This is a genomic window from Enterococcus sp. E5-37, from assembly GCF_035726925.1.
Taxonomy (GTDB): domain Bacteria; phylum Bacillota; class Bacilli; order Lactobacillales; family Enterococcaceae; genus Enterococcus_B; species Enterococcus_B faecium.
The window spans coordinates 53,915-77,647 of the sequence record NZ_JAPMLG010000004.1; the positions used below are offsets into that span (position 1 = coordinate 53,915).

General features: G+C 40.0%; 16 protein-coding genes and 1 pseudogene. 2 read left to right on the forward strand and 15 right to left on the reverse strand.

Features of this window, described 5'->3' with window-relative positions:
* Positions 1–7 precede the first annotated feature (7 nt).
* From aroF to OS138_RS04385, 4 genes and pseudogenes are all read right to left on the reverse strand, one after another.
* Positions 8–1,030, reverse strand: a complete 1,023-nt coding sequence (gene aroF, locus OS138_RS04370) for a 3-deoxy-7-phosphoheptulonate synthase (RefSeq protein WP_002289144.1) — start codon at positions 1,028–1,030, stop codon at positions 8–10.
* Positions 1,031–1,687: 657 nt separating this feature from the next.
* Positions 1,688–2,662: a beta-galactosidase small subunit gene (locus OS138_RS04375; RefSeq protein ID WP_002289516.1), complete on the reverse strand. Its 975-nt coding sequence runs from the start codon at positions 2,660–2,662 to the stop codon at positions 1,688–1,690.
* On the reverse strand, positions 2,643–4,526 hold the full coding sequence (locus tag OS138_RS04380; RefSeq protein ID WP_086311857.1) for a glycoside hydrolase family 2 TIM barrel-domain containing protein: 1,884 nt from the start codon (positions 4,524–4,526) through the stop codon (positions 2,643–2,645). The genes OS138_RS04375 and OS138_RS04380 overlap by 20 nt, the downstream gene beginning before the upstream one ends.
* Before the next feature lie 17 nt (positions 4,527–4,543).
* Positions 4,544–6,769: pseudogene (locus tag OS138_RS04385) on the reverse strand (alpha-galactosidase).
* Positions 6,770–6,882: 113 nt separating this feature from the next.
* Here OS138_RS04385 and OS138_RS04390 point away from each other — a divergent pair.
* The gene (locus OS138_RS04390) at positions 6,883–7,917 is read left to right on the forward strand and encodes a LacI family DNA-binding transcriptional regulator (protein WP_002295223.1); all 1,035 of its coding nucleotides are present in this window, start codon (positions 6,883–6,885) and stop codon (positions 7,915–7,917) included.
* Between the two features lie 67 nt (positions 7,918–7,984).
* On the opposite strand, the gene OS138_RS04395 is transcribed toward OS138_RS04390, so the two are convergent.
* The 10 genes from OS138_RS04395 to pcrA form a co-directional block, all read right to left on the reverse strand.
* Positions 7,985–8,998 carry an alpha/beta hydrolase gene (locus OS138_RS04395; protein WP_002333056.1) on the reverse strand — a complete coding sequence of 338 codons (1,014 nt, stop codon included), beginning with the start codon at positions 8,996–8,998 and terminating at the stop codon, positions 7,985–7,987.
* A gap of 77 nt (positions 8,999–9,075) precedes the next feature.
* Positions 9,076–9,279 carry a hypothetical protein gene (locus tag OS138_RS04400; protein ID WP_002295227.1) on the reverse strand — a complete coding sequence of 68 codons (204 nt, stop codon included), beginning with the start codon at positions 9,277–9,279 and terminating at the stop codon, positions 9,076–9,078.
* Positions 9,280–9,703: 424 nt separating this feature from the next.
* Positions 9,704–9,832 carry a 30S ribosomal protein S9 gene (locus OS138_RS04405; protein WP_002295229.1) on the reverse strand — a complete coding sequence of 43 codons (129 nt, stop codon included), beginning with the start codon at positions 9,830–9,832 and terminating at the stop codon, positions 9,704–9,706.
* 2 nt (positions 9,833–9,834) lie between these two features.
* On the reverse strand, positions 9,835–11,208 hold the full coding sequence (gene rlmD / locus OS138_RS04410; protein ID WP_002333057.1) for a 23S rRNA (uracil(1939)-C(5))-methyltransferase RlmD: 1,374 nt from the start codon (positions 11,206–11,208) through the stop codon (positions 9,835–9,837).
* Positions 11,209–11,318: 110 nt separating this feature from the next.
* Positions 11,319–12,374 (reverse strand): diacylglycerol kinase, encoded by a 1,056-nt coding sequence (locus OS138_RS04415; protein WP_002295235.1) that lies wholly within the window; start codon positions 12,372–12,374, stop codon positions 11,319–11,321.
* A 9-nt stretch (positions 12,375–12,383) separates the two neighbouring features.
* Positions 12,384–13,814: an Asp-tRNA(Asn)/Glu-tRNA(Gln) amidotransferase subunit GatB gene (gene gatB / locus OS138_RS04420; protein WP_002288473.1), complete on the reverse strand. Its 1,431-nt coding sequence runs from the start codon at positions 13,812–13,814 to the stop codon at positions 12,384–12,386.
* A complete protein-coding gene (gene gatA / locus OS138_RS04425; protein ID WP_002295237.1) occupies positions 13,811–15,283 on the reverse strand; it encodes an Asp-tRNA(Asn)/Glu-tRNA(Gln) amidotransferase subunit GatA in 1,473 nt (490 codons plus the stop codon). The genes gatB and gatA overlap by 4 nt, the downstream gene beginning before the upstream one ends.
* Positions 15,283–15,588 carry an Asp-tRNA(Asn)/Glu-tRNA(Gln) amidotransferase subunit GatC gene (gene gatC, locus OS138_RS04430; RefSeq protein WP_002288477.1) on the reverse strand — a complete coding sequence of 102 codons (306 nt, stop codon included), beginning with the start codon at positions 15,586–15,588 and terminating at the stop codon, positions 15,283–15,285. The genes gatA and gatC overlap by 1 nt, the downstream gene beginning before the upstream one ends.
* A 105-nt stretch (positions 15,589–15,693) precedes the next feature.
* Entirely contained in the window at positions 15,694–17,730 is a 2,037-nt protein-coding gene (ligA, locus tag OS138_RS04435) for an NAD-dependent DNA ligase LigA (protein WP_002323115.1), read from the reverse strand.
* Positions 17,731–17,746: 16 nt separating this feature from the next.
* Positions 17,747–19,981 carry a DNA helicase PcrA gene (pcrA, locus tag OS138_RS04440; RefSeq protein WP_002333058.1) on the reverse strand — a complete coding sequence of 745 codons (2,235 nt, stop codon included), beginning with the start codon at positions 19,979–19,981 and terminating at the stop codon, positions 17,747–17,749.
* Between the two features lie 154 nt (positions 19,982–20,135).
* Here pcrA and OS138_RS04445 point away from each other — a divergent pair, with 154 nt between their 5' ends.
* The gene (locus OS138_RS04445) at positions 20,136–21,695 is read left to right on the forward strand and encodes a ClC family H(+)/Cl(-) exchange transporter (protein WP_002295244.1); all 1,560 of its coding nucleotides are present in this window, start codon (positions 20,136–20,138) and stop codon (positions 21,693–21,695) included.
* Between the two features lie 100 nt (positions 21,696–21,795).
* Here OS138_RS04445 and OS138_RS04450 read toward each other — a convergent pair whose 3' ends face one another.
* Complete coding sequence (locus OS138_RS04450; RefSeq protein WP_002295246.1) at positions 21,796–23,727, reverse strand: PTS fructose transporter subunit IIABC; 1,932 nt, start codon at positions 23,725–23,727, stop codon at positions 21,796–21,798.
* Positions 23,728–23,733: the final 6 nt, after the last annotated feature.

Sequence of the window (23,733 nt, forward strand, 5' to 3'; positions counted from 1 at the left end):
GCTGGAATTAATCGAGTGTCTGAATCTTTTCCATTGCTTCTTTCATGATCGCAACTTCTTTCATCATGCGTGAGTAAGTCTTTTCATTCAACGATTGGGGACCGTCTGACCAAGCATTTGCAGGATCAGGATGGATCTCTACGATCATGCCATCTGCTCCGCTTGCCACACCCGCACGAGCCATTGGTGGTACAAGTTCCCAAATTCCTGTACCATGACTTGGATCAACAATCACAGGGAAATGAGTTAATTTTTTCATCAATGGGACAGCACTTAAATCAAACGTATTACGTGTCGCTGTTTCGTAAGTCCGAATCCCACGTTCGATAAAAATGACAGGAGATTTGTCTTCGACTGCAATGTATTCTGCAGCATTAAGCCATTCATTGATCGTACCGGAAATTCCACGTTTCAATCCAACAGGTTTACCTGTTTTACCGACAGCAGATAGCAGTTTAAAATTTTGCATATTACGTGCGCCAATCTGTAGGATATCGCTGTACTCAGCCACCATGTCGATATGCCCTTCATCCATCACTTCAGTAATCACTTTCATTCCAAATTCATCAGCCGCTTGACGGATGTATTTCAATCCTTCTTCTTCTAAACCTTGGAAAGCATACGGAGAAGTACGTGGTTTGAAGGCACCACCTCGCAGAATTTTTGCGCCCCCGGCTTTGGCCATTCGCGCACATTCTCTGATTTGGTCTAATCCTTCGATAGAACAAGGACCAGCCATCGTCACGAAACTGCCGTCACCAATTTTTACTCCGTCTACATCCACGACTGTATTGCCAGGATGGAATTCTCGAGAAGTCAATTTGTATGTGTTTAAAATACGCACAGCATTTTCTACTCCTTCATAGCGTGTAAATGCTCCTTCTTGTAAACTTCGCGTATCACCTTTTAGTCCAATCACTACTCGTTCTGTTCCTTGATCGATTGAGACTTTGAATCCTTCTTTTTCGATATGATCGACGACTTTTTTTATTTGTTCTTCCGTTGCTTCTTTTTTCATAATTACTATCATTGTTTTTCCCGCTTTCTTTTGTTTACTTATCTATCTTGGCTGATTTTCTCTACTTTTTCAAGGTGGTTTTACATTAATTCCTACTAAATGACCGTGTCCTGTTGTTCTCATTTTCGCTCCTTCTTTCCTACTTATGACCCAGATAATCAACAAAAAAAGATGTCCCTGTAGGAAATTGCCTCTACAGTGAACATCTTCAACGAGCCTTAAAAAGCGCTGCAAAAATATAAAATAGCCACTATAGATGAATTTCTCTACGTGGCTGTAAGTCGTGTTTAAAAATCTTTAGCCATCATAGATACAAACCTGGTTTGTTTGTACCCACGAAGTCATGAATACAAACCTATCTAAAATAGCTAAAGTAATACGTATTCAGTTTTGTAAGTTTTCTAGATTTCATAAAAAATCGCTCCAAACTGATGTAAGAATTGTACCTAGTATAGACATAAAAAAATCGACTGTCAATCATTTTTATGAAACTTTTTTAATTTTCTGATAATTAACTTTGTTTTTCAGAAAAATAACAATTGGTTTTATTGAAGAAAATAGTCATGAACAAAAGTATCTGAGAACTTTTTTACTCTCTTGTTCATGACATATAGAATAAAGCAGCTTTGTCTTGTAAACTCCGTTTTTCAAATAATAATCTAAAGATTGCTACTGAATAATAAAGCCGATTTCATGGTCCTCTTCGCTGCTGATTCGGTAAGGTGACTCAACATCCGCTCCCCAGCTATTGATACCCCCGACTCCTCTTACTTTTGCAAAAATCGTAAGAACCGTTCGTCTTTCTGGCGGTAGTTCTTCTATATGTGTTGCCTGTTCCAGTTCTTCTGCTTTGAATGGTAAAGCGGAAAAAGCAAATGGCGTATCCTGCTGTTCAAATCGCAACGAAAAATCTTCTTGATCTTTATCCGTATTATCCAACGTTTGATTTCTTGTTAGTTCTACCCATTTCGTTTCCATATGCATGCCGCATTCTTGGGGAACAAGGTATGGGGAAACGGGGAGTCCTGCCACTTTATAAATACCTTCGACACCACCAGCCATCCGATCCGGATATGTTTCCCCTGATAGGCCTTCATACTCAAAAAATTTTGCTTTCGTTGGCATAATGAACCTTAAACCCAATGCGGGTAATTCCGGTAATCCTTTTTGTCCATAATAATGCATATTGACAAGCATTTTACCCTCTCCAGCGATTTGGTAGGAAATTGTCACTTGGGTTTTTGGTACTGTGTTGATTTCCAGTGTAAAAATAATTTCAACCGTTTCAGCGTATTCATTACTTGAATATTGATTATTTACTGGAGCAATCGGCAAATCGATCTTTTTATTGTCCACCAGTACTTCTATTTCTTTGACTTTTGGATACAATCCGGCTCCTAACCACATACCGGATTTAAATCCAAATCCGCTACCTCTGTCATTATCGGTCGTTGCTCGCCAAAAAACTGGAAGTGTTTCCCGGTATAGCCATTCTTTTCCGTTTTTATTGAGCGATTCCAGTCCGCCTCTTGTATAAGAAAAAATATAATGCGTATTCCCCGATTTGACACCTAATGTACAGTCGCCGAAGACGATTGCAACTTTTTCCGTATCCATATGACTTTTATTTACTGTATTTTTCATAATAATATCTTACCTCCTGCATGGCGGGTTTTTCTTGTCCATCTGCAAAAACGATCCCATTCCCTGAGAATTCATAGTCACCTGGTTTATCGTCAAAGTCACCGCCATAGCGCATCACTTCTCTGCCTGTGATTGGATCAGTCACTTGGATTGCCTGATCTTTAAAATCCCATATATAGCCTCCTTGGTACATTTCATAACGATCAAGCAACGTCATGTAAGAATCCATTCCACCTAACGAATTCCCCATGTCATGCATATACTCGCATAGGATGAACGGTTTTTCCGCTTTATTTTCAAGGTAGTCAATGATCTCTTCTGGTGGCGCATACATGCAGCTTTTTACATCTGAAATCGAATCTTCGAATGCTGGATTTGGAAAATTCCCTTCATAATGGACAAGTCGATCGGGGTCTACTTTTTTGAAGTAATCGTTCATTTGTCGAATGTTTTCTTCCGCATAGGATTCATTTCCAAGAGACCAAAAAAGAATACTTGGATGGTTTTTTAATGTTTCGAAATTCGTTTTTGCTCGATCAAGAACAGCCGCCTGCCACTGAGGTACTGCACCTGGTACGTTGTAAGAAGGCTCAAATGCGCCCATTTTTTGCCATGAGCCATGGGATTCGAGGTTCGTTTCCGCCATCACATGGATTCCTGCTTGGTCGCATAAATAATACCAAGTGATCTGGTTGGGGTAATGAGATGTCCGTACGCCGTTGATCTTTGCATTTTTTATGATAGCCAAATCTTTTTCCATATCTTCTATAGTGATGGCGCGTCCTTTTTTCGGATGCCACTCATGTCGATTTACCCCGTTGATAATCATCCGTTTTCCATTGAAGTATATGATTTTATCTTTGATTTCGATTTTACGAAAACCGAAGGAATAGTCAATATATTCTGTTACTCTTTTTTCTTCGTCTATCGTCTCCAATTCAAGCTTATATAAATTGGGCTGAAAATGCCCCCACAGTGCCACATTTTCAAATCCATCGATGCGAATCGTCATTTGCTCTTTTAACGGATATTGCTGTTGATAGATTTCCTTCCCATCAGGATCTAGTATCGCTACATTCAGCTGACTGTTTTTGGCTACTTGCTCAAAAGACAAATCTACTTCAAGTTTGCCATTTTGACATTTGTCATCTAAGCGAGGTTTGATCCAAAGATCTTCTAAATGGTTTTGTCCTCGAGCAACTAAGAAGACATCTCTGAAGATCCCAAAAAATCGGAAAAAGTCCTGATCTTCCAAGAATGCAGCTGTACTTCTTTTGTAAACCTCCACAGCTAGAATATTTTCTTCTTCCAAATAAGGTGTTAAATCAAATTCAGACGGAGTGAACGAATCTTCGGCATACCCGATAAAATGACCATTCAACCAAATAAACATTGCTTGTTCTACACCAGCAAAATGAATCGAGATTTGTTTTCCCTTTAGACCTTCTTCTAATCGAAAAGTCGTCAAATACGAACCAACCGGATTGTCTTTAGCAGCTGAAAAGATCCCTTCCGCCTCTTTCTCAGGGCTTGTCGTGAAAGGGGGACGGCGAAATACATGTCCCTCCCACGGATACATCGTATTGATGTAATGGATCTTGTCATAATTTGCTAATTCAATATGACTAGGAACAGTGATTTCATCAAAAGAACAGGCATCAAAATCTTTTTTATAAAATGTTTTTGGACGTACCGAAGGATTTGGCGAATAACAAAAACGCCATGTTCCATTTAAAGACTGTTTAAGGGAGGATGTGGTTTCTACTTCTTCCCTTGTTGCATAGCAAACATGATCGCTATGTGCATTTGATTGGTTCACTCTAAAAACTTGTGGATCATCTAACCATTTTATATTTGCTTTCATACTTTTTTCCTTCTCTCTCATAACTTTTTGAAATGAAGCAGTTCTGTTTGGAAATCACCTTGAAAATCGGGGAAGTAAAGTCCAACTGTCATCAATTCGGCCCCCGAAAATATCCGCTTCGAGGTCTGTTCCTGATAAAGTGCCTCATCATCTAACCCCATCAGATATACTTCATGGAACGCTGGTTGAGCTGAAGCTAGTATCCTCCCTAAAAACACAATAGCTTCATCTTGTTTAGGAGACACAAACATCCATGCGGCAATATTTTCTTCAAAAGGACTCGCCAAACGATAATAATGGCCATACTGGATCACCGGACGAATCGTTTGATAGGATATAATTTGGTCTTTGACTTGCTTTTTTTCTTCAGGAGACAACTTTGTCAAATCCAGTTCATAACCAAAAACAGCGCTCATAGCTGTTTCTCCTCTTGTTTTCAACGAAGTAGATCTGTCGGTCTGATGATTTGGCACAGCTGATACATGAGCTGTGATGGACGAAATCGGATAAGCAAGACTTGTTCCATATTGGATTTTCATACGCTCCACTGCATCCGTGTTATCACTTGTCCATGACTGCGGCATATAATAAATAAACCCGGCATCAAACCGTCCACCTCCACCAGAACAGCCTTCCCATAAGATTTCCGGATAATCAGTTGTCAAATGTTCAAGTAGTTCATAAAGCCCGAGCATATAACGATGCGCTACTTCTCCTTGTCTCTGTGGGTCAAGGGTAATCGAATAGACATCTGAAAGCGAACGGTTCATATCCCATTTGATGTAGTCAAGAGGAATCGTATCTAAAATCTTTCTCATTTGTTTCTCAATCGTCTGCCGAACATCTAACCTTGTAAAATCCAGTACATGTTGTGATCTGGAAGCAGAAGGCATTCTACCTGGCTCCTGCATAAGAAAATCAGAATGTGTTCGATACAGTTCAGAATCAACCGAGATCATTTCAGGTTCAAACCATAAACCAAATTTCACCCCTTTGCTATGAGCATAATCTGCTATTTCACGTAATCCATTTGTCAACTTGCCTTCATACTCGAACCAGTCTCCTAATGAAGAATTGTCCGCATCTCTTTTTCCAAACCAGCCATCATCTAATACGAACATTTCGATGCCTAGCTCCTTTGCTTCATCAATGATCGCCTTGATTTTTTCACTATTGAAGTCAAAGTAAGTGTCTTCCCAGTTATTGACCAGAATCGGCCGTTCAGCAAATTGATGACGACCTCTTGCGATTCTTTCACGTAGCAACTCATGGTGGATCTGACTCATTTTGTTCAATCCCTGACTTGAGTAAGAAAGGATCATTTCAGGTGTTTGAAAAGACTGGCCTGCATTCAATTCCCACGAAAAACGATGGCTGTTGATCTCACCGACGACTCTCAATTGATTGATTTGATCTTTTTCAAGTTCGAAAGAATGGTTGCCGGAATAAACAAATTGAAGTCCGATCGCTTCTCCAGTATTTTCTGTCGTATGATGATGAACTAAAGCAATAAAGTTATTCATATGGTGACTGCTCGTTCCTCGACGGCTTTCAAATACTTTTGTTCCAGATAAAACAGATTGCCGTGAAATCTGTCTTTCATTGACATGTGCTCCTGGCAAAGCAATGACTTCATCAAATCGCCTAGTATGGGCAAAGTCTAGCTGGAAACTAGCTGCTTTTTCTAGTTTGATTGTTTCTCCGGTTTCATTTCTTATCTTTACAGATCGTGTGATCACTGCTCTATCAGTAAATATGGTATAGAACAAATCGAAATAAATCGCTGTTTCTCTATCCTTAAGTGAAATCATCAACGTTTGTGCCTCTGACTTGTCCATCACATAAGTTTGAGGCAAGCCTTCGATCTATGGCTTCCCATCTGTAATATAATGGCTGTCATATCTCAGATCCAGTAAGTCTGACCCATTCTTGCGCTGAATGATCGATGCGGGCGTTCGAAAGTCCATGCTGCCATGAGAAGAGTATTCTTGCGGTAGTGTATCTTTCGACAGAGACCGGTCAGGATTTAAGGGAACATTTCCTGAAAATCCACGATCTCTTCGGGGATAATTTTTATTGTCTTTGTACTGCTTGACTGGTTTGCCAAAATAAATATGCGCCAATACATTGCTTTCTTCTATCTTTATCAGATAAGAAAGAAATGTATTTCGTAAATGGAAGACTCGGCTATTTTCATCAAATAAGATGAAATTTTTATCTGTTTTTCTATGCGTAATATCCATCATTTCACTCCCATCAAAACGGAAACCGTTTACTTTTTTTATAATTCCTGTATACTGTTTACTAAACAATTTTGTCAATAGAAATTTTTTATTTTTTTGAGGAGTGTGTAAAAATGGTTGGAATTAGAGATGTCGCACGAAAGGCAAATGTCTCTCCTGCTACAGTTTCCCGCGTGTTGAATAACGATCAGACGATCCATGTGGCTCAGGCTACTCGGCAACGGATAGTAGAGGCAGCTGCTGCGTTGGATTATGACATCAGTACTCGTAAATATATCAAAAAGAGAATGCCTTCGATTGGTGTGATCTCTACGATCGGCAAAGCGAGCGAAGAACAGGATGTCTATTACAAACATTTGCGAGTAGGGATGGAAGAAGAAGCTCGACGTCTGCATTTAGGGATGAATCGAATCTATAATCTATCTGATAATCCTAAACAATGGGAAGATCTAGATCAGTTAGGTGCGGTGATCGTTGTTGGGACTGTTACGAAAGAATCGATTACCGCTTTGTTAAAACAAAACATGCAAATAGTCGTCGTGGATAACCCTGACATCCAGCAAGAGGTCGATATGGTGTATGCAGATCTTGAACGGATGACTAAAACCGTACTGGAATTGTTCTTAGAAAATGGTCATAAAAGAATAGCCTATATCGGGGGATATAAAGTCGATATGGATGAATTCGGTGGGAAGCAGATTTCTATAAACGAAAAGAGGATGCGTGCCTATCAGCATTTTATGATCGATCATCACTTAGAAAAATATATGTCTTATCGTCTAGGTGGCTGGACAGAAAAACAAGGTGAGGTACTTGCGACTGATCTATTAGAAAATGAATCCCCTCTTCCTACTGCCATTCTTGTAGGGAGCGATCCACTGGCAATCGGTGTCTATCGGGCATTGAAGCAAAAAAACATCCAAATTGGAGAAGAGATTGTTGTAGCAAGCTTCGATAATATCGAGACAATTGCAAACCTCTCCCCTAGCTTGACCAGTGTTCAAATCAATGCAAAATCAATTGGGCAAGCAGCTGTTCGAATGGCGTTGGAGCGAATTGACGGTATACGTGATGAACCGATCATTTTGACTTATCCTGCGCGATTGATTGTTCGGGATAGTTTTATCCCAAGAACAAAAAGATATTGAAAAAGAGGTTGTGAAAAAGCCGCTTAGTTTCTTCATACTCAAAACTAAACGGCAGGATCACAGCCTCTTACTTATACTTATTCACAAAATCCAATGTCTGCTGGTAACAATTTTGCGATTCTTTTAACGTGTAATCAAATTGATATTCATGAGTAATCTCTTTTTTTGTATCTGTATAAAACAAGGATTGCACGGGTACTTTTAATTCTGTCAATCGGTTTTCTAATGCTTGACCTTGTTCTTGGAATGAGTAAGCATTTCCGTCAGTTATATACGTTGGCGGAAATTCCTTAGAAACATGGTCAGCCACACTGGCTTCTTTCAATTGCTCACTCGTTTTCCAATCTTTTGTTCCAATCAACGACCACGCAACGGTTTTGACGAAAAACTTCATAAATCGATCATCCGAATGCTGCTGTGCTGTTAGCTTCAAATCAACAGGTCCGCAATAAGAAATGGTTCCTTTCAGACTATCTTTTGGAAGTAGCTGTTTGATTTTCATTTGTTTAGCATACGCGTCATTCGTTTGTATAGCTGCATATTGCAATGCGATTTGTGAACCTGCACTATCTCCACCAAAAAATAGTTGTTCCATGTCTAGCAATTTGTCGTCTTTTTCTTCAGCTAATAAATCTTTGATCAGTTCATTCACTTGAAGAACTTGATTAGGGTATTCTGAATCAGGCGCTAATTCATAATTCATCGCAACTACTGCGATGTTGGCGTCTGAAACTAATTTTGTCGCAAATTCTTTGACACCCGATTTATCTCCGCCGACGAATCCTCCACCATGTACCCAAAATAGAACAGGAACAGGCCCCTTGCTGTTTTTTGGATAGTAGATGTCATAGGTATTCTCTTTATACTTGGACTCATACGTCAAATCTGTTTTTTTCGCCACGTTTTTTTCTGCTTGATCGAACGTTTTTTTATCAGTGATTTGAACAGTATTTGAAAACATATGGTTGATCAAGAATGCTCCAGGTCTGGGGGAAAGCTGGAAGGCAAGAAAGATTGCAAACGTGATCCCAAGAATGATTCCGAAGAACCATCCGATAAATTTAAGAATTTTCTTTTTCATAAGGCTCCCTCAGTAGTTAGTATTAAGCATTCTGATTATACCATAGTGTTATTTCCTATCAAGCTCTCCTAGATGATTTAATGATTTTCCCCAAACTTCTTCTGCAATGCTTTTGACAAAAGAAATTTTTTCCATTGTTCTTCAAACAAAACATTTTCTTCTTCTGTTGAAGCAAATCCACATTGAGGACTTAAGCACAAACGATCCAAAGGCAGATATCGTGTCGCTTCGTAGATCCGGTCAATCACTTGCTGGTGCTCTTCCAGTTCGCCATTTTTCATTGCAGTCAAAATCTAAGACAACTAATTTATCTTCAGAGACTTTCTCTAAATGAACAAAACTCCCAGCACGTTCACTATCGTATTCTAAATAATAGGCACGGACATTTTCTTGAGTAAAATAATGGGTCTGCTACGTCGTCATCCCCCCTGATGCCGCCCAAATCGAATAATAATTTCCGCGTCAAACATGTATATTTAGTGTTGAATCATTTGAGAATATGAAAATAAAAATCTTTTTGATCAATCAGTTAATCAAATTGAAATAACGAAAAATCTGGGACAGAATGACGTTCATTCTGACCCAGATTTGATTTTGCACAACTCATCAGTCCTTATTGGCAAATCGCCAAAATAATGTAGACTAACTAAAAAGACTAAGAAACAATAACAAAAGTTAACGCTTCTTAGTCTTTCTTTAGCACGTCTATTTATTAAAGATTTTAGGGCCTTTTCTCATGTTTTTACGATCATTCTTAGGTGTTTCCATTTGTTTGGATCGGCCTCCACCTTGTTTCTTTTTGATCAATTCTTTCATTTTTTCTTTTTGGTCCATTTTTATTCTCCTTTAACGAATGAAGCGACTAATTCGATATGATGGGTTTGCGGGAAAAGATCTACAGGCTGAACTTTCTTCACAACATAACCTGCTTCTGCCAATAACTTAGCATCTCTTGCAAAAGTTGCTGGATTACAAGAGATATAGACGATTCGTTCTGGTGACATTTCGATTGCTGATTCAATAAAATGATGATCTAATCCTTTACGTGGAGGGTCTACTACGATCACAGATGGTTTGACCCCTTTTTCTTGCCATTTTTTCATGACTTTTTCTGCTTTTCCGACTTCATAATGAACATTTTCGATTTTATTATTTAAGGAATTGAACTGTGCATCTTCAATTGCTTCTGGAATAACTTCCATCCCATATACCTTATCTACTCTGTCAGCTAGAGACAATCCGATTGTACCTATTCCTGAATAAGCATCGATCACAATGTCTTTTTTATCCAACTCGGCAAATTCGATGGCTGTTTGGTACAAATACTCTGCTTGTTGAGTATTTACTTGATAAAATGACTTCGCTGAGATTCGATAGGTTTTTCCTAATAGCTGATCTTCGATATAGTCTCTGCCGTATAAAACTTTTTCTTTGTCTCCTAAAATCACATTTGTTTTTTCTTCATTGATATTTTGGATGACCGAAACCACTTCTGGCAATTCTTCATGAATGGCTTCAGCAATTTCCTTGGATTTAAAGAATTTTTCTTTACGAGTAACTAAAACGACCATCATTTCATGGGAATAATGACCACGACGGATAATGATGTGACGAAGCTGTCCTTCATTTTTTTCTTCATTATATCCTCGTACTTGGAACCGTTGCAAGATATCTCTGACTACTTTGATTGCTTGATCGATGACAGGATCTTGGATATAAAAATCTTCGATAGGGACTAGATCATGGCTATTCTTTTTGTAAAAACCGGTGGCTAACTGTCCATCGATACGGCGAACAGGGATCTGTGCTTTATTACGGTAGCCAAATGGTTCTGCCATTCCGACCGTTGGAAGTACAGGAACTTCTGGCATCTTAGCAATCTTTGCCATTACATGCTCTACTTGTTTTTGTTTGAAGACAAGCTGTTGTTCATACTTCAAATGGGCTAAAGGTGCGATACCTGTGCGAAGTAATGCATTGTTTTCTACAGGCTGACGATCAGGTGATTGTGTAATAAATGTTTCGACTTTTCCATATCCAAACTTATTGCCTGCTTTCACTACTAGTATTTCTACTTCTTCTCCAGGGAGTGCATTTTCGATAAATAATGGATAACCATCGATTTTTGCTACCCCCATTCCTTCATAACTCAAGTCGACGATTTCGACTGTATATCGTTCGTTTTTCTTTACTATTTGCTGTTCTGTCATATTTTGCTCCTTTAAGCCTATTTTTCAATCCTACTGAACTCTACTATAAATCAGCTAATTACACAACTAAAACCGGCACTGACCTTACTACGTTCAGCACCGGCTTTTGATTAATTCTTTTGATTAGGTGTTTCGTCTGCTATTTTTCCGTCACCGTCGATATCTTCATCCGTTAAACGTTCGACTTCTTTTACGAATTCTTTGCTGACAACCTCTAATTCTTCTTCATCTGTGCCTGTGATTGCTTCATCAGGAATCTGATCGGTATTGGCAAAGAACTCAATATGCTGATGAAGATTTTGGAAATGCATCGGTGCTTCCCCACCATATTCACCATCTAAGTTGATCATTACTGGTCGATTGATATCATCTTCTGTTTCGACGAACAAACTGCTTGTTTTGGTATAGATTACTCTTGGATCATCGACATGACGACCGCCATTTAGCATGAGTGCCGCAATATGCAAGATCTCAAAGATATTTGCTGTCTTCACAATGATTAAAGAAAACTTCCCATCATCCAATTTGGCATCTGGCGCGATCTGTTCGAATCCTCCAACAGAGTTCGTCAGCCCTAGGAAAAACATCGAAGCATTTCCGATATATTCCCCTTCATCATACTTCAAGCGCATTTTGATGGGCTTTACTCGAGGGAGCATCTCTGCTCCTTTTGCAAGATAAGCAAGATAACCAAAAATACTCTTTAGTTCTGATGGAACTTCATAAGTCAATTCTGTCAAATAGCCACCGGCAGCGATATTGATGAAGTAACTGTTATCAGAAAGGCCGATGTCCATTTTTACGGTTTGATGCTTTTTGATCACTTCTGCTGCTGCTTTAATATTATCTCTAGGAATTTTTAATGCTCGAGCATAGTCGTTCGTTGTACCAGCTGGGATGATGGCCATTTTAGGACGGTGTTCAAGCGGAGCGATTCCATTAACCACTTCGTTGATTGTGCCATCGCCACCAGCTGCCACTACTAGATCAAAACCTAGTTCTGCGACTCTACGTGCTTCATTCTTGGCTGAATCAGGTTCTGGTGTAGTTGCATAGGCGCTGGCTTCAAATCCTGCTTCTTCTAATGCCTGTAGGATATCCGCCAAATTTTTTTTCAATAATTCTTTTCCCGAGGTGGGGTTATAAATTACGCGTGCTTTTTTCATTTTCAGCCTCTATCGTTTCGCTAATTCATCTTTAAGTAGCTTATTCACGACACCAGGATTTGCTTGTCCTTTAGTTGCTTTCATGATTTGACCGACTAGGAAGCCAACCGCACGATCTTTTCCATTTTTGAAATCATCGACAGATTGTTGGTTGTTATCCAAAATTTCATTAATGATTGGCAGTAGTTTGTTCGGATCAGATAATTGCACCCAACCATTTTTTTCAACTACTTCTTGGGCTTCTCCGCCATTTGTGATCAATTCACGGAAGACTTTTTTGGCGATTTTTGAGCTGATCGTTCCATCGGCGATCAAACGAATCATTCCTGCTAAGTTCTCAGGTGTCAATTTTGTCTCAGCTAATTCCAGTTTCTCACTGTTCAAGTAAGCAGAAACTTCACCCATCAACCAGTTAGATGCTTGCTTGGCATCTGCACCATTTTCCAAAACAGCTTCAAAGAAATCAGACATTTCTTTTGTAAGTGTCAATACCATTGCGTCATACTCTGGAAGACCAAACTCACGGATATAGCGTTCGCGACGAGAAGCTGGCATCTCAGGCAAACTAGCTTTTACTTTTTGAATCCATTCGTCATCGATCACGAATTTCGGGATATCAGGCTCTGGGAAGTAACGATAATCACTAGACCCTTCTTTGACACGCATCAAAACTGTTTTATTCGTTGTTTCGTCAAAACGGCGTGTTTCTTGTTGGATTTCTCCTCCTGAAAGAAGAACTTTTGCTTGACGTTTTTCTTCAAAAGCTAAACCTTTTTTCACGAAAGATAAAGAGTTCAAGTTTTTCAATTCTGCTTTCGTACCGAACTCTTCTTGTCCATAAGGGCGAAGAGAAATATTGGCATCACAGCGCATAGAGCCTTCTTCCATTTTCACATCGCTGACTTCTGTAAATTGGATAATTGATCGCAATGCTTCTAGATAAGCGTATGCTTCTTCTGGTGAACGCATATCAGCTTCAGAAACGATTTCGATCAAAGGCGTGCCTTGTCGGTTCAAATCAACGTAAGAATAACCGCCAATACCATGCATGTTTTTTCCAGCATCTTCTTCTAAATGGACACGTTCGATCCGGATTTTTTTCTTTTTACCTTCTACTTCGATTTCGATCCATCCGTCATGACCGATTGGTTGATCAAATTGGGAAATTTGATATGCTTTTGGATTATCTGGGTAAAAGTAATTTTTCCGGTCAAAATGAGTATCTTTAGAGATTTCACAGTTTAATGCCAAAGCTGCTTTCATCCCGAATTCCAGCGCAGCTTTATTCATTACTGGCAGCACGCCTGGATAACCCCAGTCGATCACGTTTGTATTGCTGTTTGGTTCTGCACCAAAATGAGCTGGCGCTGGAGAGAAAATTTTTGAGTTGGTTTTTAACTCGACGTGGACTTCTAGTCCAATGACTGTTTCAAAATTCATTCGTCTTTCCCTCCTAAAATAGCTGGTTGTTGTGTGTGGAATTCTGTTGCTTGTTCAAACGCATATGCCGCTTGATACATCGTTTTTTCATCAAAATAATTACCGATGATCTGCAATCCAACTGGTAATCCTTCTGACAATCCTGCCGGTACAGACATACCTGGAAGTCCAGCCAAGTTGACAGGGATCGTTAAGATGTCACTCATGTACATTGTGATTGGATCGTTAATGTTTTCACCGATTCCGAATGCCACTGTTGGTGAAGATGGCCCGATAATCAAGTCATAATCTGCAAAGACTTTTTCAAAATCTCGTTTGATCAATGTACGGACTTGTCCTGCTTTTTTGAAGTAAGCGTCATAATAACCCGCACTTAAGGAGAATGTACCTAACATGATACGGCGTTTTACTTCTTCACCGAATCCTTCTGAACGTGAGTTGACATATACATCATCTAATGATTTCACATTTTCAGAGCGATAACCGTAGCGGATACCATCGAATCGTTGCAAGTTGGAACTTGCTTCTGATGAGGCAATGATATAATAAACAGCCACACCGTATTTTGAATGAGGCAAGCTGACTTCTTCCACAACAGCACCTAATGAACGGAATGTTTCTGCTGCTTTCAATACAGCTTCTTTTACGCCAGGGGCTACACCTTCGCCTAAGTATTCTTTAGGTAAAGCAATCTTCATTCCTTTGATGTCGCCTGTCAGTCCCTCTGCAAAATTAGGAACTGAAACGCCTGAAGAAGTACCGTCTTTTTCGTCATAACCGCTGATAGCTGTCAATGCTAATGCATTATCTTTCACCGTACGGGTCATTGGTCCAATTTGGTCAAGAGATGAAGCAAAGGCAATCAAACCAAAACGTGAGACACGGCCATAAGTAGGTTTCATCCCTACGATGCCGTTAAAAGCTGCTGGTTGGCGGATACTTCCCCCAGTATCACTACCTAAAGAAACTGGAATTTGTCCAGCTGCAACTGCTGCTGCAGAACCACCAGAAGAGCCACCAGGTACTTTTGTTGGGTCCCAAGCATTTTTTGTTTTCTTGAAATAAGAAGTTTCTGTACTTCCACCCATAGCAAATTCATCCATGTTTAGCTTACCAACAGGGATCATATCTGCTTGATAGATTTTATCCATGACCGTTGCATCATAAATTGGTTCAAAATTGTAAAGGATCTTAGATGCAGCGGTTGTCAAGATATCTTTTGTTACGATATTATCCTTGATACCAATTGGAATACCAGCAAGGACGTTGCTTTCATCAATCCCTTTTTCATCTAAAGCTTTTGCCTGTTCCAATGCTTTTTCTTCGTTCAATGTAATGAATGCTTCGACCTCAGGCTCTGTTTCTTTGATTCGTTCAAATGTTGCTTTTGTCAAATCTTGTACAGTGATTTCTTTCGATACAAGCATATGATGCAGTTCTTCTAGAGAACGATTGTGTAATTCTGTCATTATGCGCCAGCCTCCCCATTATCGATGATTGCGGGTACTTTAATAAAGCCGTCTTCTGTTTCCGGCACATTTTTCAATAATTCATCGCGGTTCCATCCAGCTTGCGCCCGATCTTGTCGCATCACGTTTACTGTTTCAACCACATTCGACGTAAATGGAACACCTTCTGTATCTACTTCTTCCAGCATTTCAACCATATCGATGATTTTACCTAATTGGTCGGTAAAACTTGCAAGTTCTTCATCTGCGAACGCAAGTTTTGCTAATTTGGCAACGTGTTTCACTTGTTCTTCACTAATCGCCATACTACCCCTTCTTTCTAAACGAGTTAAAAACTTTGCTCTCTATTTTAACACAAGAGTGCCGTGTCTGAAATTGTTTATTGAAATTTGTCTGAAAAAACTCATTTTTCATTCTTCTACTGAGCGACTTTTAGCCAATGCATCTGCCATTTGATCTTCTGTCCAAACTTCGATTCCTAATTCTTGTGCTTTGGTCAGCTTGCTGCCAGCATCTTCTCCTGCTACCACGATATCCGTTTTTTTCGATACGCTACCAGTCACTTTCCCGCCAAGATTTTCGATCGTCTCTTTTGCTTCTTCACGAGTAAATCGTGTTAGTTTACCAGTAAGGACTACTGTTTTTTCTTTAAAAGGAGACTCGACTTCTTGCAATTGGGCATTTCGAAGCCCTTTGTATTCGAAATTGACGCCTGCTTGTTTTAATTCATTCATCAATTCATGGACTTCTTCGTTACTGAAATAAGTGACTACACTGTCGGCAATGATATCACCGATCGTATCAAGCGCAATAATCGACTCATAGTCACTTTTACTCAATGTTTCTAGATCACCGAAATGTTCTGCTAAAATTTTTGCTGCTTTCGCTCCGACATGTCGGATTCCTAACCCGAAAATCAACCGCTCGACCGAATTATCTTTGCTGTTGTCGATTGCTGTCAAAATATTATTTGCTGATTTTTCTTTTATTTTGTCCAACGTCAATAACTCTTCTTCTGTCAATTTGTAAAGATCAGCAACATCTGCTACTAGTTTTTTATCATACATCTGTTCTAGTACGCGCGGCCCCAACCCATCGATATTCATCGCATTTCTTGAAACAAAGTGGTTCAAACCTTCTTTCATTTGAGCAGGGCATTTAGGATTGATGCACCGTAAGGCTACTTCTTCATCCAAATGGACAAGTTCACTTCCACAAACTGGACAATGTGTAGGCAATTGGTATTCTTCGCTGTCTTTAGGTCGTTTATCTAACACGACTTGCGAAACTTCTGGGATGATGTCTCCCGCTTTATAAATCAGAACTGTATCTTTCAAGCGGATATCCTTCAACTTAATATAATCACCGTTATGCAGGCTGGCACGGCTTACTGTCGTTCCTGCTACTCGGACTGGTGTCATGATAGCTGTTGGCGTTACTACCCCTGTTCGACCGACTGTCCATTCGATGTTTTCGATTAGCGTTTCAACTTCTTCTGGCGGAAACTTGTAAGCTGCTGCCCATCTCGGTGCTTTGACAGTAAAACCAAGTTGATCTTGTAGCGAGAATTCATTCACTTTGATGACGATTCCATCGATTTCATAGGGCAAATCCACACGTTTGTCATGATATTCTTCAATGTATGACCACACTTCATCAATCGAATGACATAGACGTTTTTCCCGATTCGTGTGGAATCCAATTTTTTCTAGCTCTTCTAGCGCATCATACTGGGTTTTTGCTTGCATAGGACCGAAATCAGCTACTGTGTATAAAAAAGTGTCCAGATTTCTTTTCGCTGTGATTTTAGAATCTAACTGACGCAAAGAACCAGCTGCGGCGTTCCGAGGATTCGCAAAGATATCTTTTCCCTCTGCTTCTCTGTCTTGGTTCAATTGGACAAATGACCGTTTTGGCATGAAACATTCGCCTCTTACTTCGATGTTCATTGGTTCTTTTAATTTGATTGGGACCGACCGGACAGTTTTTAAGTTTTCAGTGATGTTTTCTCCTACAGTTCCATCCCCGCGAGTCGCACCTCTCACGAAATTTCCATCTTCATAACGCAAAGAAACGGAAAGTCCATCTATTTTTAGTTCACAGCAATAGTCAACTACACGTCCCACTGCTTTTTGTACACGTTGATCAAAAGCTATCAGCTCTTCTTTGCTGAAAACGTCGTTCAAACTGTAAAGCGGAATATCATGAGTGACTTTTTCAAAACCTTCTAATACTTTTCCGCCTACTCGTTGAGTGGGAGAATCAGACGTGATCAAATCAGGATATTGTTCCTCGATTGCTACTAATTCTGCGTATTCTTTATCATAAACATAGTCTTCCACTGTTGGTTTATCTTCTACGTAGTATTCGCGAGACCATTGGTTCAGTCTTGTACGAAGTTCTTCTGCTCGTTTAGCAGCTTCGTCAATCGTCATTTCATGTTCCATCATTTACCCTCCACTACTAAGCTTTTTCAATTGGCGCAAAGGCAGCCAAAAGACGTTTTACTCCTTGACTTGGGAAAGCCACATCTAGTTCTAGATCCTTCGACGTCCCGCTTACTCGGACGACTGTTCCTAGACCCCATTTTTTGTGTTTGACTTTATCTCCAGGTTTCCAGTTGTTATTTTCCCCTCCAGTAGCACTTTTAGAGGGAACAACCGCTGTCTCTGGCTGTTTATAGCTATATGCTGTTTTTTTAGCGAATACAGGTGTTTTTTTAGGCGTAGGACGCATGCCTTCGATTTCCAGTAACTCCTGATCGATTTCTTCTACAAAACGAGAAGGTCGGTTATATTGCGTCCGCCCATATAATGTTCTGGAGAAAGCATTTGTTAAATACAACGCTTCTTCTGCTCGCGTGATCCCCACATATGCGAGACGGCGTTCTTCTTCCAGTTCGCTTTCTTCCATCAATGCTCGAGATAAAGGAAAAACCCCCTCTTCTAGACCAATCAGGAATACAACTGGGAATTCTAATCCTTTGGCTGCATGCAAAGTCATCAATGTCACTTGGGAAGCATCTTCTTCTAAATTATCAATGTCGGAAACAAGTGCCAGATCATTCAAGAAGACCGTTAGTTTTTCTTCTGGTGCATCAGCGTCTTCTTCATTTTGCTGTTCGAATTGCTTGTCGAATTCTTGTGTGACCGTTAAAAATTCCTCCAAGTTTTCGATGCGTGCTTGTGCTTCTAATGTATTTTGGATTTTTAAGTCTTCTAGATATCCGCTACGATCCAAAACCTCTTTCGTCAATTCTGTCACTGTCAAGTATTGGATCATCTGAGTGACTTCTTGGATCATCTCTCCAAATGCACCTAATTGCTGTCCTGCTTTTCCACCGATATTTGCCAGATCCACATTTTGCGCTGCTTCAAGCAGTGGCCATTCATGAAGAGAAGCAAAACTGCGTAGTTTTTCGATAGATCCTGGTCCGATGCCTCGTTTGGGCGAATTAACGATACGCTCAAAACTGATTGAATCTTGAGGATTTGCCAGCACATTCAAATACGCTAAAATATCTTTGATTTCTTTACGATCGTAGAACTTGTGCCCTCCAACCATTTTATAAGGAATATTTGCTTTCAACAGAGTTTCTTCCATTACACGAGATTGTGCGTTCGTCCGGTACAAGATGGCAAAGTCGCCGTAATTCCGATGATTGCTTCGAATCTCTTCTTGCATCCGGTCTACGATAAAACGGGTTTCGTCTCGTTCATTATCTGCACGGTAGTAAGTGATCTTGTTTCCTTCTTTGTTTTCTGTCCACAAGTTTTTTGGTTTTCGATTGCTATTGTTTTCAATGACTTGGTTTGCTGCGCTAAGGATGTTTTTAGTGGAGCGATAGTTTTGTTCTAGCAAAATTACTGCAGCATCTGGATAATCTTTTTCAAAATCCAAGATGTTCTGCATATCTGCACCGCGCCAGCCGTAAATACTTTGATCTGCATCTCCCACGACGCACAGGTTCCTAAATCTACCTGCCAATAAATTGACTAGCGTATACTGTGCGTGATTTGTATCTTGGTACTCATCTACATGAATATAATGGAATTTGTTTTGATAATATGTGAGTGAATCAGGATGTTCTTCAAATAACCGAATCGTATTCATGATCAGGTCGTCAAAGTCCATACATTGATTATATTGAAGCTCTTTTTGGTAAGCAGCATAACATTTTGCCGCAATCTCTTCGTAATAACTGCCTTGCATTTTTGCAAAATCCTGAGGGGTCTGCAGGCTGTTTTTTGCTTGAGAGATTGTTCCTAATATACTTCGAGGATCATATTTTTTCGGATCAATGTTCAGTTCTTTTAGTATCCGTTTCATCAAGGTCAGCTGTTCAGAAGAATCGATGATTGTAAAGTTCCGGTTATACCCGATAAAATCAACATCTCTTCTTAAAATACGCACACACATCGAGTGAAAAGTCGATACCCAGACATCTTCGCCTCCAGATGCGAGAATCGCATTGACACGTTCTTTCATTTCTTTTGCAGCCTTATTGGTAAAAGTAATCGCTAGGATGTTCCAAGGATTGACTTCTTTTTCCTCAATCAAATAGGCAATGCGGTGTGTCAGCACTCTCGTCTTTCCACTTCCTGCACCTGCCATTAGCAGTAATGGTCCGTCAGTGTGAAGAACAGCTTCTTTCTGACGGGGGTTCATCCCGTTTAATAATTCAGCTTTGGATGACATTAACAACATCCTTTCTTTTATCAATCTTGTTAATTATAGCATTTTCTTGGCTTTCATTAAACTAGCTAGTTCAAAATCATTTGTTTCTTTTTATGGATTTTTCCTTGTCAATTCGTTGATTTCGCGCTAAATTAAAAGAAAGCGAGGCGTTTGAATGGAAAAAAAAGGAAAAATCAAGAAATTAGATAAGACTCAGATATATTTTATTCTAAAAGGAATATTTGTTGGACTGCTGACAGGAATCGTCGTTAGCCTGTTTCGATTATCTATCGAAAAGCTAAGCGATTTAGTTCGAAGTATCTATGAAATGAGTCGGGAACAGCCGATTTACTTAATTGGCGTAGCTATTTGCTGCATCCTTGCAGCATTTTTCGTGGGTTATCTGGTCAAAAATGAACCGGATATCAAGGGAAGCGGGATTCCACAAGTAGAGGGACAGCTTCGCGGGGAATTATCAATGAACTGGTTCTCTGTTTTATGGAAAAAGTTCATTGGCGGTGTACTTTCAGTTGGTGCGGGCCTTTTTCTAGGTAGAGAAGGACCTTCTATACAGCTTGGCGCATCCATTGGACAAGGAGCTGGACAATTGTTTCGGAGTCCATCTTCAGAAGAAAAGATTTTAATTTCTAGCGGTGCAAGTAGCGGACTTGCAGCAGCATTCAATGCTCCTATCGCAGGATTACTCTTTGTTTTAGAAGAAATCCATCACTCCTTTTCTCCACTTGTTTGGCTGACATCATTTGCTTCAGCAATCACTGCTAACTTCGTCTCTCTTTACTTTTTCGGCTTGAGACCTGTTTTATATCTAGGTGATCTTCCTTCTTTGCCGTTGAAATATTATGGTTCTTTAGTGGGATTAGGAGTACTTCTAGGCGTCTTAGGTTTTATTTATCAGAAGGTCTTGCTGGCTTTGCCAAAATTTTACAACCGATTGCCTTTACCAGCTTATTTTCACGGGTTCGTTCCTTTCTTGCTGATTTTGCCAATTGGTTATTTATGGCCTAATACTCTAGGCGGAGGCAATCAAATTGTTTTAGCTTTTGGACATGCTTCCTTGCCAATCATTATGATTATCGGTTTGTTTGTTCTTCGATTCGTTTTTTCCATGATTTCTTACGGTGGTGGTCTTCCAGGGGGGATTTTCCTTCCGATATTGACATTGGGGGCTTTAATCGGTAGCTTTTATGGAAACATTATGGTTGATTTCGGGATGGATCCAATCTACATCAAGGATTTTGTCGTTATTGCCATGGCTGGTTATTTCACAGCGATTGGAAAAGCACCGCTGACAGCAATTATTTTAGTGACAGAAATGGTTGGCTCTCTTAATCATCTGATGCCTTTAGGATTGGCTGCTCTTGTTGCTTATATCGTCAATGACCTTCTCGGCGGGAATCCAATTTACGAATCATTATTGGAACGTCTACTTGGAAATACTCAGACCGCCTCACTAAAAGGTGCAAGGACAACTTTTGATTTTCCAGTAACGGCAGAGAGTTCTTTAGACGGATTAATGGTACGAGACTTCAATTGGCCTAAAAATATGCTGCTAATCTCTATACGCAGAGGAAATCAGGAAATCTTGACTCACGGTGATACGATCATGAATGTAGGAGATATTTTGGTTATCTTGACTGATGAAGCAAACTTGCCAAGAATCAAGCAGGAAATCGAGGCTAAATCTTCTATCACAAATTTGAAGCAATCATTTTAACGAACATGGAAAAACTATTTTACAACAACTATTCATCTACACTACTTGATTCTATAAAAAAAGAAGAGGCTGGGGTTTCCCAGTCTCTTCTTTTTTATTTCTATGCTTCTGCTGCTGCAGGAGCTTTTCTCAATAAACCATAAATCACACCAGATACGACTGCTCCGATAGCAATAAACACCAAATACATGACCGGGTGACTCAGTAAGAATACAACGAAAATCCCGCCGTGAGGAGCCAGTAATTTGATCCCGAAAGCTCCGACTAATCCGCCAGTTAAAGCAGAACCAATAATAAAACTTGGAATGGCACGAATCGGGTCAGCTGCTGCAAATGGAATCGATCCTTCCGTGACAAACGATAGTCCCATCACGATGTTCGTCAAACCAGCATCTTGATCTGTTTTGCTGAATTTATTCTTAAACAAACGTGTAGCAACGAAAATTGCCAATGGAGGTACCATTCCTCCAGCCATAACAGAAGCCATCACGACACTTCCGCCAGTTGCAACAGTCGTAGCTAAAGTTGCTGTACCAAACACATAAGCAGCTTTGTTGATTGGACCGCCTAAATCTGCCGCCATCATTCCAGCTAATAATGCACCAAGTAAAGCAGCATTCGAACCACTCATACTTGTCAAGAAACCGTTCAATGCATCATTGATTGCTTTCATAGGGACATTGACCAGCAACATCAAGAAACCAGTAATCAGTAAGCCAAACACTGGATAAAAGAGGATCGTTTTAATTCCATCCAATGATTTTGGTAAGTTCTTGAATAATTTACGTAAAAATACGATGACATAACCAGCTAAGAATCCACCAATCAGTGCACCTAAGAATCCTGCACCGCCTGTATTAGCTAATGCACCAGCAGCAAATCCAACGATCAAACCAGGGCGGTCACCGATACTTGAAGCAATAAATCCTGCTAATACCGGCAGCATGAAACCAAATGCAGCTTGTCCGATTTGGTTGAACCAGCTAGCAGCTTGATTGTAATTCCCTAGATTTGATAATTGATCATGTGGCACGCCAATAAATTGGTCGATCATGAAAGAAAGCGCAATAGCGATTCCTCCACCAATAACGAAAGGTAACATGTGTGATACGCCGTTCATCAAATCTTTGTAAATTCTTTGTCCGATAGTACCATCCGCATTTCCTTCTTCTGAACTGCTTTCTTTTCCATCACCATGGAATACTGGTGCAGTACCACTAAGGGCTAGATTGATCAGCTCTTCTGGTTTACGGATACCATCACTGACAGGACGATTGATCAGTTCTTTTCCGTCAAAGCGATTCATCTCTACTTTTTTGTCTGCTGCAACGATTACACCTTCTGCACGGGCGATGTCTTCAGCAGTCAATCGGTTTTTGATTCCTTCTGAACCGTTCGTTTCGACTTTGATCTCCACACCCATTTCTTTCGCTTTTTTCTTCAGAGCATCTTCTGCCATGTAAGTGTGAGCGATCCCTGTTGGACAAGCTGTAACGGCAACAATGAATTTTCTTTCTGGATGAGCAGAAGCTTCTGCAGCTTGTGTTTCTTGTTCTGCTTTTTCTTCTGCTTCTTTTTGCTCTTCAGCTGTTTGGAACAAGTCTTGGACTTCTTCTGGTGTATTTGCTTCTTTTAATTTTCCTACGAAATCTGCATCAATCAGCAATCGAGATAGTGCTGCTAATGCTTGCAAATGTGTGTCGTTTGCGCCTTCTGGAGCTGCGATCATGAAAAACAGATAAGTTGGCTGTCCGTCTAAGGCTTCATAATCTACTCCTTTTTGGCTTTTTGCGAATAAAACTGTTGCTTCTTTAACTGCACTGTTTTTCGCGTGAGGCATGGCGATTCCATCACCAAGACCTGTAGAAGTTTGTGCTTCGCGGGCTAGAATTCCTTCTTTATATGTTTCGATATCGGAAATCCGGCCGGCATCAAACATTTTTTGGACCATTTCATCGATTGCGCCTTTTTTATCAGTCGCTTGCAAATCCATGATCATCGCTTCTTTGACCATTAAATCCTTGATATTCATGATTAT

What these genes read in the sequence shown, in the direction of transcription:
- pcrA (WP_002333058.1), bottom strand. Translation starts at nt 19,981, where the DNA reads ATGTCATCCAAAGCTGAATTATTAAACGGGATGAACCCCCGTCAGAAA.
- OS138_RS04400 (WP_002295227.1), bottom strand. Translation starts at nt 9,279, where the DNA reads ATGAAAAATGGCGAACTGGAAGAGCACCAGCAAGTGATTGACCGGATC.
- OS138_RS04380 (WP_086311857.1), bottom strand. Translation starts at nt 4,526, where the DNA reads ATGAAAGCAAATATAAAATGGTTAGATGATCCACAAGTTTTTAGAGTG.
- OS138_RS04415 (WP_002295235.1), bottom strand. Translation starts at nt 12,374, where the DNA reads ATGAAAAAAGCACGCGTAATTTATAACCCCACCTCGGGAAAAGAATTA.
- OS138_RS04405 (WP_002295229.1), bottom strand. Translation starts at nt 9,832, where the DNA reads ATGGACCAAAAAGAAAAAATGAAAGAATTGATCAAAAAGAAACAAGGT.
- gatA (WP_002295237.1), bottom strand. Translation starts at nt 15,283, where the DNA reads ATGACAGAATTACACAATCGTTCTCTAGAAGAACTGCATCATATGCTT.
- OS138_RS04390 (WP_002295223.1), top strand. Translation starts at nt 6,883, where the DNA reads ATGGTTGGAATTAGAGATGTCGCACGAAAGGCAAATGTCTCTCCTGCT.
- aroF (WP_002289144.1), bottom strand. Translation starts at nt 1,030, where the DNA reads ATGATAGTAATTATGAAAAAAGAAGCAACGGAAGAACAAATAAAAAAA.
- ligA (WP_002323115.1), bottom strand. Translation starts at nt 17,730, where the DNA reads ATGGAACATGAAATGACGATTGACGAAGCTGCTAAACGAGCAGAAGAA.
- OS138_RS04445 (WP_002295244.1), top strand. Translation starts at nt 20,136, where the DNA reads ATGGAAAAAAAAGGAAAAATCAAGAAATTAGATAAGACTCAGATATAT.
- OS138_RS04395 (WP_002333056.1), bottom strand. Translation starts at nt 8,998, where the DNA reads ATGAAAAAGAAAATTCTTAAATTTATCGGATGGTTCTTCGGAATCATT.
- gatC (WP_002288477.1), bottom strand. Translation starts at nt 15,588, where the DNA reads ATGGCGATTAGTGAAGAACAAGTGAAACACGTTGCCAAATTAGCAAAA.
- OS138_RS04450 (WP_002295246.1), bottom strand. Translation starts at nt 23,727, where the DNA reads ATGAATATCAAGGATTTAATGGTCAAAGAAGCGATGATCATGGATTTG.
- gatB (WP_002288473.1), bottom strand. Translation starts at nt 13,814, where the DNA reads ATGAATTTTGAAACAGTCATTGGACTAGAAGTCCACGTCGAGTTAAAA.
- rlmD (WP_002333057.1), bottom strand. Translation starts at nt 11,208, where the DNA reads ATGACAGAACAGCAAATAGTAAAGAAAAACGAACGATATACAGTCGAA.
- OS138_RS04375 (WP_002289516.1), bottom strand. Translation starts at nt 2,662, where the DNA reads ATGAAAAATACAGTAAATAAAAGTCATATGGATACGGAAAAAGTTGCA.